Consider the following 14,692-nt stretch of genomic DNA (forward strand, 5'->3'; position numbering starts at 1 on the left):
GCTCCCGGGCACCGACATACAACCGGCAACACGGGTTGAAAGTCGGCCGGGGGGGCCCGCGACCGCGGCCACCCCGGCAATTCGGCATCAGCCGCGCGGCTTCTCGCGCATCTCGTAGGTCTCGATCAGGTCGCCGACCCGCAGGTCGCCGTACGAACCGAGGGTGAGACCGCACTCGAAGCCCTCGCGGACCTCGGTCGCGTCGTCCTTGAACCGACGCAGCGAGCTGATCGGCAGACCTTCCTGGACCACGACACTGTCGCGGATCAGTCGGGCCTTGGCGTTGCGCCGGATCTCGCCGGACATCACCAGGCAACCCGCGATCGTGCCGACCTTGGACGACTTGAAGACGTCGCGGACCTCGGCGCGGCCGAGCTCCACCTCTTCGTAGATCGGCTTGAGCAGGCCCTTGAGTGCCGACTCGATCTCATCGATCGCCTGGTAGATCACCGTGTAGTAGCGCATGTCGATGCCCTCGCGGTTGGCGAGTTCGGTCGACTTGCCCTCCGCCCGGACGTTGAACCCGATGATGATCGCGTCGGACGCGGTCGCCAGGTTGACGTCGCCTTCGGTGATGCCACCGACGCCGCGGTGGATGACCCGCAGCTCGACCTCGTCGCCAACGTCGATCTTCGTGAGCGCGTCCTCAAGTGCCTCGACGGTACCCGAATTGTCGCCCTTGATGATCAGGTTGAGCGCGCTGGTCTCCTTCAGCGCGGCGTCCAGGTCTTCCAGGCTGACGCGCTTGCGCCTGGTGGCGTTGAGCGCCGCCCGGTTCCTGGCCGCGCGCCGCTCGGCGATCTGGCGTGCCGTGCGGTCCTCCTCGACCACGAGGAAGGTGTCGCCCGCGCCGGGAACCGACGTCAGACCGATCACCTGGACCGGCCGAGACGGCAGGGCCACGGTGACGTCCTCGTTGAACTCGTCCACCATGCGCCGCACGCGGCCATACGCGTCGCCGGCGACGATCGAGTCGCCCACGCGCAGCGAACCGCGCTGGACCAGGACGGTGGCGACCGGCCCGCGACCGCGGTCGAGGTGTGCCTCGATCGCGACGCCCTGGGCCTCCATGTCCGGGTTCGCCCGCAGGTCGAGCGCCGCGTCCGCGGTCAGCAGGATCGCTTCGAGCAGCCCATCGATGTTGATGGCCTGCTTCGCCGAGATGTCCACGAACATGGTGTCGCCGCCGTACTCCTCGGCGACCAGTCCGTACTCGGTGAGCTGCTGGCGGATCTTCTGCGGGTTGGCGCCTTCCTTGTCGATCTTGTTGACCGCCACCACGACCGGGACGTTCGCCGCCTGGGCGTGGTTGATGGCCTCGACCGTCTGCGGCATGACACCGTCGTCGGCGGCGACCACGATCACCGCGATGTCGGTGGCCTGGGCGCCACGGGCACGCATGGCGGTGAACGCCTCGTGACCCGGAGTGTCGATGAAGGTGATCAGCCGATCGTTGCCTTCCAGCGACGTCGCGACCTGGTAGGCACCGATGTGCTGGGTGATGCCACCGGCTTCGCCCTCGTGCACGGTCGTCTTGCGGATCGTGTCGAGGAGCCGGGTCTTGCCGTGGTCGACGTGACCCATGACGGTCACGACGGGCGGCCGGGCCCGGAGATCCTCTTCCTCGCCGGAGTCCTCGCCGTAGCTGATCTTGAACGAGTCGAGCAGCTCGCGGTCTTCCTCCTCGGGGCTGACCACCATGACCTGGTAGTTCATCTCCGAGCCGAGCAGCTCCAGGATCTCGTCGGTCACCGACTGGGTGGCCGTGACCATCTCGCCGAGGTGGAACAGCACCTGCACCAGGGACGCCGGATTCGCGTTGATCTTGTCCGCGAAGTCGGTCAGCGAGGCACCGCGGGCCAGCCGGATCGTCTCGCCACTGCCCTTGGGCAGGCGGACGCCGCCGACGCTGGGCGCCTGCATGTTGTCCATGTACTCCTGGCGCTTCTGCCGCTTCGACTTGCGGCCACGCCGCGACGGTCCGCCGGGACGGCCGAAGGCACCCGCGGCGCCGCCGCGTCCGCCGCCGCCACCGGGACGGCCACCGCCACCGCCGCCACCGCCGCCGCGGAAGCCACCGCCACCACCGGCCGGAGCACCGCCGCCACCGCCACCGGGACCGCCGCGGAAGCCACCGCCACCGCCGCCGCCACCGGGACCGCCGCCGGGGCCGCCGCGGAAGCCACCGCCACCGCTGCCACCACCCGGTCCACCACTGGGACCGCCACGGAAGCCACCGCCGCCGGGGCCACCACCGGGACCGCCCCGCGGACCGCCGCCGGGTCCGCCGCGCGGACCGCCGGGTCCGCCGCCGGGGCCACCGCGTCCGCCACCGGGGGCGGGACGGGCGGGCCGGGGCGGCATCATGCCCGGGTTGGGCCGCGGCGGCATGTTGCCGGGCGTCGGGCCGGACGGACGCGAGCCGCCGGGAGCGCGGTCGCCGCGGGGAGCGCCAGAAGGACGTCCCTCACCGGGCCGCGCGGGCCGCTCGCGATCGCCGCCGGGGGCGCCGCCCGCCGGCCCGGACGGACCGGGCCGGGGACCGGAAGGCCGCTGTGCCGGAGCACCGCCGCCGACGCCGAACGGGTTGTTGCCGGGCCGCGGCGCGCGCGGACCGGGCTTGGGGGACTGCGTCTTCGGCGGGACGACCGAGCCACCCGGCTGCTGCGGCGCGGGCCGCTCGGCGGGCTTGGGCGCGGGCTTGGGCGGGGCGACCGGATCGGCCGCCGCCGCGGCGGGCGCCTGCTCGCGGGCGGGCTCGCGCACGGGTTCCCGCACGGGCTCGGGTTCGGTCCGCACCACGGGCTTGGGCGCGGGCCGGGGTCCGGGTGTCACGCCGGGCTTCGGCGCGCCGGACACGGTCGGGGTCGGGGGGGCCGAGGCGGCGACCGGAGCGGACTGCTCGGGTCGGGGCGCCTGCGGACGCGGGGCCGGCTTCGGGCCGGGACGCGGGCCGTTGGCCTTCACGTCGCCCTTGCCGGGATAGGCATCCCGCAACCTGCGGGCTACCGGCGCCTCCACGGTGGAGGACGCAGATTTCACGAACTCGCCCAGGTCTTTCAACTTGGCGAGCACATCCTTGCTGGTGACTCCGAGCTCCTTCGCCAGCTCGTGCACACGGGCCTTGCCTGCCACTGCTCTCCTCGTCTGGTGAGGCCGGCGGCAGTCCCGTCGACCTCGTCCTATCGTCGCGCGTTCATGTCTTCAGCTTCACGGCTGACTCATGACGGGTCGACCTGCTTCCTGTCTTCTGCCACGGCGCGAGAATGCCTCGCACCAACACTGCCCGCGAGCCGCTCGATCTCCGACCGCAGGCCGTCGAGGCGGACCGGCCCCTGGACCCGCAGGGCCCGTGGGAACGACCGCCGCTGCTCAGCCCTGGCCAGACAGCCGAGATCGGGGTGAATCCACGCTCCCCTACCCGGCATCCGACGCCGCGGATCGGGAAGCACATCCCCGTCCGCGGCCACGGCCCGCAGCAACTCCGAGTCCGCCGCCCGGGCACGGCAGCCAACACAGGTCCGAACGGGGCTTGCGCCGCGAGGACGTGCGGAGACCGGTTCCTGGCGATGAACCACTGAAAGTCTATCCCGTCTTGCTCAGTCAGCCGAACCGGATACCGGTGCCGGCGCCGCGGCGTCGCTGCGGATGTCGATCCGCCAGCCAGTCAGCCGCGCGGCGAGGCGGGCGTTCTGGCCCTCCTTGCCGATCGCGAGGGAGAGCTGGAAGTCCGGCACCACCACGCGGGCGGTCTTCGCCCGCTCGTCGACGACCGTGACCGAGACCACCTTCGCGGGCGAGAGCGCGTTGCCGACGAACGTCGCCGGGTCGTCCGACCAGTCGATGATGTCGATCTTCTCGCCGGCCAGCTCGCTCATCACGTTGCGCACCCGCGCGCCCATCGGGCCGATGCACGCGCCCTTGGCGTTCACCCCGGACACCGTCGAGCGGACCGCGATCTTGGACCGGTGCCCGGCCTCGCGCGCCACCGCGGGGATCTCGACCGTACCGTCGGCGATCTCCGGGACCTCCAGCGCGAACAGCCTGCGCACCAGGTTCGGGTGCGTCCGGGACAGCGTGATCTGCGGGCCCCGGTTTCCCCTGGCCACCCCGACCACGTAGCACTTGATCCGGGTGCCGTGCTCGTAGCTCTCGCCCGGCACCTGCTCGACCGCGGGCAGCACGCCCTCGGCGTCGTTGACCTGCACCACGACCATGCCGCGCGAGTTGGCCCGGGTGTCGCGCTGCACGACGCCCGCGACGATCTCGCCCTCCTTGGCGGAGAACTCGCCGAAGGTGCGCTCGTGCTCGGCGTCGCGCAGCCGCTGCAGGATGACCTGGCGCGCCGTGGTGGCCGCGATGCGGCCGAAGCCCTCCGGGGTGTCGTCCCACTCCTCGTCGACCTGGCCGTCCTGGCCGAGGGTGAAGGCGAGCACGCGCACCAGGCCGCTGCGCTTGTCGATGTCGATCCTGGCGTGCGACTGGTGGCCCTCGGTGTGCTTGTAGGCCACCAGCAGGGCGTTCTCGATGGCGTCGATCACGGTGTCGAACGGGATGTCCTTGTCCCGCTCGATCGCCCGCAGCGCGGCGATGTCCACGTTCATCGCGCGTCCTCCTCAGTGCCGGATGCACGACCTTCGAGCATCGCCATGTCCGCCACGGGCGGCTGCTTGAACTCCACCTCGACCGCGGCCCTGGCGACCTCGGCGTACCGCACCCGCCGCAGGGCGCCGTCGACCAGCATCTGCACGCCGCCGTCGGCCACCTCGTCGGCCGCGCCGACCCTGCCGACGAACTCGTCGCCCTCGACCGGGCGGACCTTCACCAGGCGCAGCCGGGCGCGGCGCCAGTGCCGCGGCCGGGTGAGCGGGCGGTCCAGGCCCGGGGAGGTGACCTCCAGGGTGTAGGGGCCGCCGAGCACCTCGTCGTTCTCGTCGAGCACCGCGGCCACCGCCCGGCTGACCTCGGCGACCTGGTCGAGGTCCACGCCGTCGTCGCCGTCGACCACGACCTTGACCAGCCGCTTGCGCCCGGCCTGGGCGACGTCGAGCTGCTCCAGCTCGAACCCGGTCGTCGCGACGGCCTCGGCCACCACCGGCTCCAGCGCCGCGCCCATGGGGCTCGCGGGCGCGACATTCGTTCCGGTGTCGCGATGTCGGTCGTTGGCCACGTCGGCCGCTCCCCTGTTCAGGTCGGTGGTGCGATTGTCGGCCGGTCGGCGGTACCGCACGCCGACCGTGGTCACCTAGCGTATCTCTTCCCGCCGGACCGAGCCGCCGCAGGCGATGGTCTCGGAATGTCGGGCGGGCCTGGCAGGATGACACACCGTGAGGACCACCCCGGTGACCCGTCGCGCGGTGCTAGCGGCGGCTGTCGCGGCTCCCCTGCTGGCGGGCTGCACGAGCGAGCCCGACGGGCCGCCGCCACCCGATCCGCTGGCCGAGCTGGCCGTGCGGGCGCGCGCGGACACGGCCGCCGCCGAGGCCGTCGCGGCCGGGGTGGCGGAGTTGGCCGCGCCCGCGGCCGAGGTCGCGCGGGTCCGGGCCGAGCACGCGGCCGTGTTGCAGGCGGAGGTCGATCGGGAGCGTCCGCCGAAGAGCACGGCGGCCTCGTCGCCCGCCACCAGCCCCGCGCCGCCGATCGCGACGCCCGCCGACCCGGCTACCGCGCGTACCTGGTTGATCGAGGCGCTGCTGGCGGCGGAGCAGGGGGCGGCGGCTGTCGTGCCCGCGGTGCCCCGCTACCGAGCGGGCATGGTCGGCTCGGTCGCCGCCGCGTGCGCGAGTCTGCGGGAGGTGCTGGCATGACCCAGCCGACCCAGCCAGGGTTGCCGGGGGACACGGTGGCCGCCGTGCAGCAGGCGCTCGGCACCGAACACGCCGCCATCTGGGTGTACGGGCTGGTCAGCGCGTTCCTGCCCGCCGCGTTCGACGTGTCGATCCGCGAGGGCGCGACGGCCCACCGGGCGCGCCGCGACGCCACCGGGCGGCTGCTGGGCGCGGCCGGGGTCGTCCCGGAGCCAGCGGAGGCGGCCTACCTGCCGCCGCAGCCGGTGTCCGACCAGGCGTCCGCGCTGGCGCTGCTGGTCGCCGCGGAGCAGGACGCGACGGTGGCGTGGCGGTCCGTGCTGGAGCGCACGGACGACGTCGAGCTGCGCAAGGCGGCCCTGGCGGCGCTGACGGCCGCCGCCGTGCGGGCGACGCGCTGGCGCAAGGCGGCCGGGGTCGCGCCTCTGACGCCGCCGCTGCCCGGTCAGCCGTGATCAGCCGGTCGACATCTGCTGGCCGAGCCGGATGGCGTCGCCGCTGATCCCCGTGAGGAAGGTGTCCTCGTCCTTGGTGCGCTTGGCCGCGGGGGCGAAGTCGGACTCGACGATGATCACCAGGCGGTCCAGTTGCGCGGACTCGTAGCCGCCGCCGCCCACCCCGTTGTCCAGGCCGTCGACCTGGACCAGCTTGGCCCTGATCGGGTCATTGACATTGCCGGTGTTGTTGCCGTCGACCAGCTTCTTCAGCGCGATGGCGTCGTCGTTGGTCGGCATCTGCACGACAGTGACCGCGGTGAAGACCTGTCGGCCGCCGACCGTGGTCGTGTAGAGACCCCGGGTGAGCTGGGTGCACGGCTTGCCGACGAAGAACTCCTGCACCTTGGTGTGCGAGTTCGCCGCGCAGTCCCGGTCGACCTTGGGTTTCTGCAGGTCGGGGTGCGCGGCGAACTGGTATCGACCCTCTTGGCGCTCGGTGGTCGGGCCCGGCGGAGTCGCCGTCGATGACGAGGAGTCGTCCCGGATGTAGGACCAGACCAGCCCGGAGATCACCGCGATCGCGACCAGCCCGGCCGCGCGCAGCGCCCAGGTCAGCGCGGGATTGGTGACCTGCGCGGGCCGTTCCTCTTCGAAGCGGAACGGCTCGTCGCGGCGGGGCGCGTCCTGGACGCGCGGAATCCACTCCGTCTCGCCCGGGCGGCCGTAGGGCTGCTCGGGCCACGGAGCCTGTCCTGGCCGGTGTGGGTCTGACACGACTGCTCACGGTAAACGGTGTCCCCCATCCGTGTCAGACCGCATCGGCGGTTTGTCCGAATGCGCTGCTCAACCACGGTCGCGCAGCGCGTCCAGAGCCAGGTCGACGTCGTCCGGGGTGTTGTAGAGGTGGAACGACAGCCGCGGCAGGCCCGCGCGGATCGCGCACCGGATTCCGGCGGCGGTGAGCCGGTCGGCGGCGCCCGGAACGTCCAACGCGACGATCGCCGACCCGCGCGGCGCGAGGTCCAGCCCGGCAAGCAGCCCGTCGGCGAGGCCGACGCAGTGGTCGCGGACCGCGGCCATGTCGAGGCCGGTCAGCCAGGTCACCGCGGCCGCCGCGCCGACCTGGGCGAACCAGACGGGCGCGAGGTCGTAGGCCCGCGCGTCGGGGGCGAGTCGCAGCGGGAGGCCGTAGACGGTGTCCCACGGGTCGTCGCCCGCGTACCAGTTCGCGGCGATCGGCCGGGTCAGCGTCGCCGCGTCCGGGTGGATCGCGAGCCAGGCGGAGCCGCGCGGCGACATCAGCCACTTGTAGCCCGCGCCCACCACCCAGTCGGCCCACCCGAGGTCGAGCGGGAGCCAACCGACCGCCTGGGTGGCGTCGAGCAGCACGCGGGTCCCGCTGTCGCGCAGGCCGTCGAGGTCGGCGATGGCGCCGTTGGCGGACTGTACGACGCTCACCGTGACCAGGTCGAACTCGGGCGCCCGCGCGACGAGGTCGGCGGGGGCAACCTCGGTGACGGTGACGCCCCGGTGGGCCTGCGCGGCGAACGGGAACGTCGCGCTGGTGAACTCGGACCCGACCGTCACCACCCGCGTGCCGTCCGGGATACCGGCCGCGACCAGGGCGATCAACTGGGACACACTCGCCCCGACCGCGACCCGCGCGGAATCCACCCCGACCAGCCGCGCCCAAGCCCCACGCGCGACGGCGGTCGGCTCGTCGAACTCGGGCGCGGAGTTCGCTCCCGTCCGCCATCGCCGGACGGCCTTGTCCAGCGCGTCCGCGACGACGCCCGGCGGGACGCCGATGCTGGCGGTGTTGAGATATCCGGGCGGTACGGCGAAGTTCTCCCCAAAGGCGGCGCGCACACCATCGACCTTACGGTGGCTCCGTGCACAGCGAGGAAATCGAGATCCACACCGGCGCCGCCGAAGTCGTCCACGACCTGACGGACCGCTGCGTGCGCTTCCTGACCGAAGCCGCCGCCACCGACGGCCTACTGCACGTCTGGGTCCCTCACGCCACGGCGGGCCTGGCGATCATCGAAACCGGCGCGGACAGCGACGACGACCTACTCGCCGCGCTGCGCGATCTGCTGCCGCCCGACAGCCGGTGGCGGCACCGGCACGGCTCACCCGGCCACGGCCGCGACCACGTGCTGCCCGGGCTGGTACCGCCGTACGCGAGCATCCCGGTGCTGGACGGCAGGCTCGCGTTGGGCACGTGGCAGTCGATCTGCCTGGTGGACACCAATGTGGACAATCCGGTACGCAAGGTCCGGCTGAGCTACCTGCCGGGCTGAGCCAACTCCCCGCCTGAGCCATCTACCAGGCGACAGATCACCTCGCCCGGGATACCTCCCGGGGGTACACCTCCCCGACCGGCCGAGTTGTCCACATACGACTCAACCATCCACAGCCAAGTGCCACCCCTGGCCCCCACGCCCTTGCGCCGATAGCCTGGAGCAGGGCAGTGCCCCCAGGGCGGGCGGGGGTTGTCCCTACTGGGGATCGCGCAAGGCGGGGTTAAAGTCGATCATCGTTCGGGGTCTCGTTGATCAAGTGGGGTCGCGTCCGGTGATCGCGTGCGGGTCAGGGAACGGAGGAGTCGGCGGGTAATTCGGTCGCCGGGATCGGATGCCTGCCAATAGTGTCCGTCCATGCACACCGTCCCGCACAGCCCCACCGCAGGCGTCTACCCCGCCACCCGCGACTATGTGCACGCCCTCGAAGTCCGCGACGCCGGACGGTTGGTGTTCGTGTCGGGGACCATGGGGCTCGACCCGGACGGCGTGCCCGGCGCGACCCTGGACGAGCAGTTGGTGTTGATCTGGTCGAACCTGCGCGCCATCCTCGCGGCCGCGGACATGACCGTCGACAACATCGTCCGGCTCACGAGCTACCTCCGCGACGCCTCCTATGCCACGGCGAACGCCAAGGCGCGGGTCGAGGCGCTCGGCGGGCGGCTGGTGCCGACCACCGCGATCGTGGCGGAGACGCTGGAAAGCACCTGGCTGGTGGAGATCGAGGTCATCGCGGCCGGGTAGCGGTCAGCACCGGCTCGGGCGCATCCGCCGGTCGACGCGACGGCAGCGACAGCACCGCGAGGCCCGCCACCGCCAGAGCGGCCAACACGATCACGCCGAGCCGCACGTCCGGCGCAGAACCCGTGCCCTGCACCAGACTGCGCAACCCCTCCGCCGCGAACCGGAACGGTGTCCACGACCACAGCAGCGCCCGGTAGACCGGATTCAGCAACTCCGGCACCTGGCCCGCGACGGCAGGGGCGATCAGGTAGAGCGGGCCGAGGATCGCCATGGCGCGGATGCCGAGCAACCGCAGCAGAGCACCCTGGACGGCGGCGAACGCGACCGCTGTCAGCAGCAGGAAGCCCAGTACGTCCACGCCCAGCGGCAGCGCGGAATCCCACAGTGCCAACAATCCCGCGACGGCGGCGACGCCGACCACGCTCACCCCGGCGACCAGGCCGAGCCGGTGGACGGGGCGCACCCGCAGCCCGGCGCGCGCGGCGAGCAGGACGAAACCCGCGGCGGCGACCAGGCCCGCGACCCACAGCAACGCGCTCGCCGCCAGCGGGGCCGTGCGGCCCGCGATGCTCGCCGGGTTCACCGTCACCGTGCGCACTTCGCCGCCAATGGCTTGGGCGGCACCGGTCAGCACCTGTTGGGCGATCTGCGTGCCCTGCGGGTTCACCGCACCGGACAGCACGACGGTCGCGCCGAGGCCGCCGGACGTCGGGGCGAGTTCGAGGATGCCGTAGACGTCCTTGTCGGCGAGCCGCGCGCGGGCACCCTCGGGGGTGTCGACGCGCCACGCGACGGTGTCGCCGCCGTTGGCCGCGATCCGTTCGGCGACGGGCCGGAGCTGGGCGGGCGCCGACACGGCGAGCGGGACGGCGTCCGGTCGGGCCGTGGCCTGCGCGCCGAAGGTGAGCAGGCCGAGCACCGCGGCGACCACGGCTCCCGCGACCGACAGGGCCAAGACCAGCGCGATGGGGCGTCTGGATGTCGAGCCTGCCATCTCCGCCTCCTGAGTTTCATCACGTGTTGAATTCTTACCGCGAACGGTAGCCCCGCCCCGCCGCCGGGTCAAACCCCGACCCCGCCGCGGGCGGTATCGTCCGGCCGTGACCTATCCCGGCGGCCAGTACCGAGGCTTCGGCGTCTTCGAGGAGCCACCGCCGCCGCGCGACCGGACCAAGCCGGTGATCATCGGGTCGCTGATCGCCGTGGTGTTGATCGTCGCCGCCGTGCTGGCCATCACGCTGATCGACCGGGAGCGCGGCACGCCGGTCGCGCAGTCCACCACCACGACAACCACGAAGACCACGACGACGACCACCTCGGCCGCGCCCGACGGTCAGCCGATCGAGAACCTCGCCGCCAAGGTGCGCTACACCGTGCCGGAGTCCTGGACGGTGGCCAAGGACGCGCAGCCGATCACGCTGCAGACCGTCGCGGGCGTCAGCATCACCCAACTGGCGGGCTACGGCGACTACCGCTGCGGCGGCAAGTCCTACAGCCGCGGCATCGTCGGCAGCGGCACGGTCGCGCGCGCCGAGATCAACCAGGCGGGCACCGACCTCGCCCGCGCGTTCGGCACCGAGTTCTACAGCACCGGCACCGGGGTCGAGGTGACCGTCGGCACCCCGAAGAAGATCACCCGCACCGCCGACAACGGCTCGGCGGTCGAGGGCGTCCAGGTCGACGCCACCATCGTCACCACCGGCAACGACTGCCTCGCGAGCAAGGGCCGGGTGAGCGTCGTGCTGCTCGACTACGCGGACGCGCTGCGGCTGGTGATGGTCAACGGCGACCTGGAGGGCGGCCCGGCCACACCCACCCCGACCACGCCCGCGGACCTGCAGACGATCGCGGACAGCGTCCGACCCGGCTGACCCGCGCCCCATCGTCAGGGGGGCGTGCCACCATGGCCGAATGACCGAACAGACCCGGCTTCGCGCGGCGGACGATCCCGCCGCGCCGACCACGCTCGTGCTCTGGGACATCGACCTCACCCTGGTCGACTACAGCGGCATCGGGCGCCGGTGGTACGGCGAGGCGCTGGCCACGGTGCTGGGCATCGAGCTGGCGCACGTGCCCGCCTTCCCCGGCCGGACCGAGCGGTCGATCACGGTGGAACTGCTGGAGGCGCACGGCGTCGAGCGGACCGAGGAACACATCCAGCGGATGTTCGCCGAGCTGATCGCGATCGCCACCGCCGCCCGGCACGACCTGCACACCCTCGGGCGCCCGCTGCCCGGCGCCACCGAGATCCTCGGCGTGCTCGCCGAACGCCCGGACGTCGTGCAGTCGCTGGTCACCGGCAACCTGCCCGAGCTGGCCGACTGCAAGCTGACCCCGTTCGGCCTCGACCGCCACCTCGACTTCGAGGTCGGCGGCTACGGCTCGCTCTCGATCGACCGACACGAGCTGGTCTCCGCGGCCATGGCGGCGGCGGGCGCGAAGTACCGCACCCGGTTCGCGCCCGACCGGGTCGTGGTCATCGGCGACACCCCGCACGACGTGGCCGCCGCCCTGCACCACGGCGCCGTCGGCGTCGGCGTGGCCACCGGGCGGCACTCCGCGGCGGAGCTGGCCGACGCGGGCGCGCACCTGGTGCTGCGCGACCTGTCCGACACCGCCGCCGTGCTGGACGCCCTGATCGGATGTACAGGTTCCGGCGACCGGGTGAACGCGCACCAACTACCGTCTGGGGCATGAGCAACCCCGGGGGACCGTACTGGCAGGAGCCGCAGCCGCAGTACCAAGTGGACCCGATCACCGGCAGGCCGACGACCTTCCAGCCCCAGGGCCACCCGCAGCCGAGCGGCTACCAGGGGTTGGGGATGTACCCGCAGCCGGGCAAGCCGAACCGGACGCCGGTGATCGTCGCCCTGGTGGCGGCCATGGTCGTGGTGATCGGCGTGGCAGTCACCGTGTTCGTGGCGTCCGGCGGGTCAGACCCGGAGCCGGTCGCCGCGCCCCAGTCGACCGAGTCCGCGCCGACCAGCAGCACCTCCCGCAGGCGTGCGTCGACGAGCCCACCCCCAGCGTCCAAGACGCCGACCGAGGTCTCGGACATCACTGTCGATCCGGTGATCGCCGGGTGGCAGGGTGTGTTGTCCTTCAAGGAAAAGGTCGCCTACGACGTGCCGCCCGGCTGGAAGCCGGAGAAGCCCGGCGTCCTGGTGGGCTTCGAGGACAACGAGGGCAAGCCGACCGCGACCATGCACGGGGTGTCCACCTACAAGCCGGACGCGTGCACGGGCGTGCGGGGGTCTTATCGCGGTCGCGTCGGTCTGGTGACGGCCGGGAAGGTGGAGACCACCCTCGCCGCTAAGAACGGTGTCAAGCTGTTCGCCGAGGCCGCGGCTCTGAACACGGACGGCTCGAAGTCCCCGGTGACGGCGACCGAACCGGTGTCCACCAAGGTCGCCCAGGGCAAGATCGACGCCGTCCTGGCGACCGCGACGCTGACGGTCGACCAGCCCGGTGACTGCCCGTCACCCACGGTGTTGTTCACCGCGGTGGCGTTCAAGAACGGCGCCGACACGGCACTGTTCATGATGTACGCCGACCAGGGTGTGCCGGACGCGCTGGCGCCCGACGTCGCCCAGCAGGTGATCGCCAGCCTGCGCCCGTACCAGGAGTGACCCCGGCGGGTCAGCCCCGCAGGTGCGCGACGATGTCGGCGAGCACGACCTCCGTGCGCTCCCCCGTCGCCCGGTCCTTGACCTCGACCACGCCGTTGACCAGCCCGCGGCCGACCACGACGATCGTCGGGATGCCGATCAGCTCGGCGTCCTTGAACTTCACGCCCGGGGACGCCGCGCGGTCGTCGAGCAGCACGCTGAAGCCCGCGGCGTCCAGATCCGCGGCCAACTGCTCCCCACCGGCCTTCAGCGTCTCGTCCTTGCCCGCGACAACCAGGTGGATGTCGTAGGGCGCCACGGCCTTCGGCCACACGATGCCCAGCTCGTCGTGGCTCTGCTCGACGATCGCGGCGACCACGCGGGACACGCCGAGGCCGTAGGAGCCCATGGTGATCCTGACGGGCTTGGCGTCGGGTCCGAGGGCGTCGAGGGCGAAGGCGTCGGCGTACTTGCGGCCGAGCTGGAAGACATGGCCGATCTCGATGCCGCGCGCGGCGACCAGGGTGCCGTTGCCGTCGGGGGCCGGGTCGCCCTCGCGGACGTCGGCGGCGTCGATGGTGCCGTCGGGGGTGAAGTCGCGGCCCGCGACCAGGTCGATCACGTGGTGGTCGTGCTTGTCGGCGCCGGTGACCCAGGCGGTCCCGGTGACCACGCGCGGGTCGACCAGGTAGCGCACGCCGTTGTCGAGCAGCGCCTTCGGGCCGATGTAACCCTTGACCAGGAACGGGTTCCGCGCGAAGTCGGCCTCGTCCAGGATGGCGACCTCGGCGGGCTCCAGCGCCGCCTCCAGCCGCTTGGGGTCGACCTCGCGGTCGCCGGGCACGCCGACGGCCAGCGGCACCCACTCCGTCGTGCCCGGCTGCCGGGTCTTGAGCAGCACGTTCTTCAGCGTGTCGGCCGCGGTGAAGGCGCGCCCGAGGTCGGCCTGGTTGAGGAAGTCGACCAGGGTGTCGATGGTCGGCGTGTCGGGCGTGTGGTGGACCTGCGCGTCGGGCAGGCCGTCCAGCGCGCGAGCGGGCGGCGCGGGCGTGACCACTGCCTCGACGTTGGCCGCGTAGTCGGAGCCGCTGCCGCGGACGTAGGTGTCCTCGCCGGTCGCCGCCTCGGCCAGGAACTCCTCCGAGGCCGAGCCACCCATCGCGCCCGACGTGGCGGCGACGATGACGTACTTGAGGCCGAGCCGGTCGAAAATCTTGATGTAGGCGTCGCGGTGCTTGTGGTAGCTCACCGACAGGCCGTCGTCGTCCAGGTCGAACGAGTACGAGTCCTTCATCAGGAACTCGCGCCCGCGCAGGATGCCCGCCCGGGGACGCGCCTCGTCGCGGTACTTCGACTGGATCTGGTACAGAATGACCGGGTAGTCCTTGTAGGAGGTGTACTCGCCCTTCACGGTGAGGGTGAACACCTCCTCGTGGGTGGGGCCGAGCAGGTAGTCGGCGCCCTTGCGGTCCTTGAGCCGGAAGATGTTCGGGCCGTACTCGGTCCACCGGTTGGTGGCCTCGTAGGGTTCCTTGGGCAGCAGCGCCGGGAACTGGATCTCCTGCCCGCCGATCGCGTCCATCTCCTCGCGCACGACGCGCTCGACGTTGCGCAGCACCCGCAGGCCCAGCGGCAGCCAGGAATAGCCGCCCGGCGCGACGCGGCGGACGTACCCGGCGCGCACCAGCAGTCGGTGGCTGGGCACCTCGGCGTCCGCCGGGTCCTCGCGCAGGGTGCGCAGGAACAGCGACGACATCCTGGTGATCACGGCATGGCTCCTCATGGCGACTGAC

15 protein-coding genes are annotated in these 14,692 nt (G+C 72.3%); 7 read left to right on the plus strand and 8 right to left on the minus strand.

Annotation, left to right across the window (positions count from 1 at the left end):
* Positions 1 to 87: 87 nt before the first annotated feature.
* The 4 genes from infB to rimP form a co-directional block, all read right to left on the minus strand.
* The gene (infB, locus tag ACT4N7_RS24905; RefSeq protein ID WP_444831267.1) at positions 88 to 3,135 is read right to left on the minus strand and encodes a translation initiation factor IF-2; all 3,048 of its coding nucleotides are present in this window, start codon (positions 3,133 to 3,135) and stop codon (positions 88 to 90) included.
* A gap of 86 nt (positions 3,136 to 3,221) precedes the next feature.
* Entirely contained in the window at positions 3,222 to 3,578 is a 357-nt protein-coding gene (locus ACT4N7_RS24910) for a YlxR family protein (RefSeq protein WP_444831268.1), read from the minus strand.
* 21 nt (positions 3,579 to 3,599) lie between these two features.
* The gene (gene nusA, locus ACT4N7_RS24915; RefSeq protein WP_444831269.1) at positions 3,600 to 4,604 is read right to left on the minus strand and encodes a transcription termination factor NusA; all 1,005 of its coding nucleotides are present in this window, start codon (positions 4,602 to 4,604) and stop codon (positions 3,600 to 3,602) included.
* Positions 4,601 to 5,116, minus strand: a complete 516-nt coding sequence (gene rimP, locus ACT4N7_RS24920; protein WP_444831310.1) for a ribosome maturation factor RimP — start codon at positions 5,114 to 5,116, stop codon at positions 4,601 to 4,603. Before rimP ends, nusA begins: the two co-directional genes overlap by 4 nt.
* A 226-nt stretch (positions 5,117 to 5,342) precedes the next feature.
* Between rimP and ACT4N7_RS24925 the strand changes: the two genes are divergently transcribed.
* Positions 5,343 to 5,807, plus strand: coding sequence for a hypothetical protein (locus ACT4N7_RS24925; RefSeq protein ID WP_444831270.1), 465 nt, complete (start codon positions 5,343 to 5,345; stop codon positions 5,805 to 5,807).
* Complete coding sequence (locus ACT4N7_RS24930; RefSeq protein ID WP_444831271.1) at positions 5,804 to 6,262, plus strand: ferritin-like domain-containing protein; 459 nt, start codon at positions 5,804 to 5,806, stop codon at positions 6,260 to 6,262. Before ACT4N7_RS24925 ends, ACT4N7_RS24930 begins: the two co-directional genes overlap by 4 nt.
* Here the strand turns inward: ACT4N7_RS24930 and ACT4N7_RS24935 are convergent, their stop codons facing one another.
* Entirely contained in the window at positions 6,263 to 7,018 is a 756-nt protein-coding gene (locus ACT4N7_RS24935; protein WP_444831272.1) for a hypothetical protein, read from the minus strand.
* Positions 7,019 to 7,087: 69 nt separating this feature from the next.
* Positions 7,088 to 8,113, minus strand: a complete 1,026-nt coding sequence (locus ACT4N7_RS24940) for an aminotransferase class V-fold PLP-dependent enzyme (protein WP_444831273.1) — start codon at positions 8,111 to 8,113, stop codon at positions 7,088 to 7,090.
* Positions 8,114 to 8,136: 23 nt separating this feature from the next.
* Here ACT4N7_RS24940 and ACT4N7_RS24945 point away from each other — a divergent pair, with 23 nt between their 5' ends.
* Both ACT4N7_RS24945 and ACT4N7_RS24950 read left to right on the plus strand, forming a co-directional pair.
* Positions 8,137 to 8,547: a secondary thiamine-phosphate synthase enzyme YjbQ gene (locus ACT4N7_RS24945; RefSeq protein WP_444831274.1), complete on the plus strand. Its 411-nt coding sequence runs from the start codon at positions 8,137 to 8,139 to the stop codon at positions 8,545 to 8,547.
* 357 nt (positions 8,548 to 8,904) lie between these two features.
* Complete coding sequence (locus ACT4N7_RS24950) at positions 8,905 to 9,291, plus strand: RidA family protein (RefSeq protein ID WP_444831275.1); 387 nt, start codon at positions 8,905 to 8,907, stop codon at positions 9,289 to 9,291.
* On the opposite strand, the gene ACT4N7_RS24955 is transcribed toward ACT4N7_RS24950, so the two are convergent.
* Positions 9,275 to 10,285: an ABC transporter permease gene (locus ACT4N7_RS24955; RefSeq protein WP_444831276.1), complete on the minus strand. Its 1,011-nt coding sequence runs from the start codon at positions 10,283 to 10,285 to the stop codon at positions 9,275 to 9,277. The two genes, ACT4N7_RS24950 and ACT4N7_RS24955, sit on opposite strands and share 17 nt — an antisense overlap.
* A 106-nt stretch (positions 10,286 to 10,391) precedes the next feature.
* Between ACT4N7_RS24955 and ACT4N7_RS24960 the strand changes: the two genes are divergently transcribed.
* Genes ACT4N7_RS24960 through ACT4N7_RS24970 form a run of 3 tightly spaced genes read left to right on the plus strand, consistent with a single transcriptional unit; the run spans position 10,392 to position 12,920 of the window.
* On the plus strand, positions 10,392 to 11,162 hold the full coding sequence (locus ACT4N7_RS24960; protein ID WP_444831277.1) for a hypothetical protein: 771 nt from the start codon (positions 10,392 to 10,394) through the stop codon (positions 11,160 to 11,162).
* A 40-nt stretch (positions 11,163 to 11,202) separates the two neighbouring features.
* Positions 11,203 to 11,988: an HAD hydrolase-like protein gene (locus ACT4N7_RS24965; protein WP_444831278.1), complete on the plus strand. Its 786-nt coding sequence runs from the start codon at positions 11,203 to 11,205 to the stop codon at positions 11,986 to 11,988.
* Complete coding sequence (locus ACT4N7_RS24970; RefSeq protein ID WP_444831279.1) at positions 11,985 to 12,920, plus strand: hypothetical protein; 936 nt, start codon at positions 11,985 to 11,987, stop codon at positions 12,918 to 12,920. The genes ACT4N7_RS24965 and ACT4N7_RS24970 overlap by 4 nt, the downstream gene beginning before the upstream one ends.
* Positions 12,921 to 12,930: 10 nt before the next feature.
* Here ACT4N7_RS24970 and ACT4N7_RS24975 read toward each other — a convergent pair whose 3' ends face one another.
* The gene (locus ACT4N7_RS24975; protein WP_444831280.1) at positions 12,931 to 14,667 is read right to left on the minus strand and encodes a proline--tRNA ligase; all 1,737 of its coding nucleotides are present in this window, start codon (positions 14,665 to 14,667) and stop codon (positions 12,931 to 12,933) included.
* Positions 14,668 to 14,692: the final 25 nt, after the last annotated feature.

Source organism: Actinokineospora sp. (assembly GCF_052390155.1).
Classification (GTDB): Bacteria; Actinomycetota; Actinomycetes; order Mycobacteriales; family Pseudonocardiaceae; genus Actinokineospora.

Bases quoted from the DNA above. Each gene is read 5' to 3' on its own strand.
- rimP (WP_444831310.1), bottom strand. From the start codon at position 5,116: ATGGGCGCGGCGCTGGAGCCGGTGGTGGCCGAGGCCGTCGCGACGACC.
- ACT4N7_RS24955 (WP_444831276.1), bottom strand. From the start codon at position 10,285: ATGGCAGGCTCGACATCCAGACGCCCCATCGCGCTGGTCTTGGCCCTG.
- ACT4N7_RS24965 (WP_444831278.1), top strand. From the start codon at position 11,203: ATGACCGAACAGACCCGGCTTCGCGCGGCGGACGATCCCGCCGCGCCG.
- nusA (WP_444831269.1), bottom strand. From the start codon at position 4,604: ATGAACGTGGACATCGCCGCGCTGCGGGCGATCGAGCGGGACAAGGAC.
- ACT4N7_RS24930 (WP_444831271.1), top strand. From the start codon at position 5,804: ATGACCCAGCCGACCCAGCCAGGGTTGCCGGGGGACACGGTGGCCGCC.
- ACT4N7_RS24950 (WP_444831275.1), top strand. From the start codon at position 8,905: ATGCACACCGTCCCGCACAGCCCCACCGCAGGCGTCTACCCCGCCACC.
- ACT4N7_RS24970 (WP_444831279.1), top strand. From the start codon at position 11,985: ATGAGCAACCCCGGGGGACCGTACTGGCAGGAGCCGCAGCCGCAGTAC.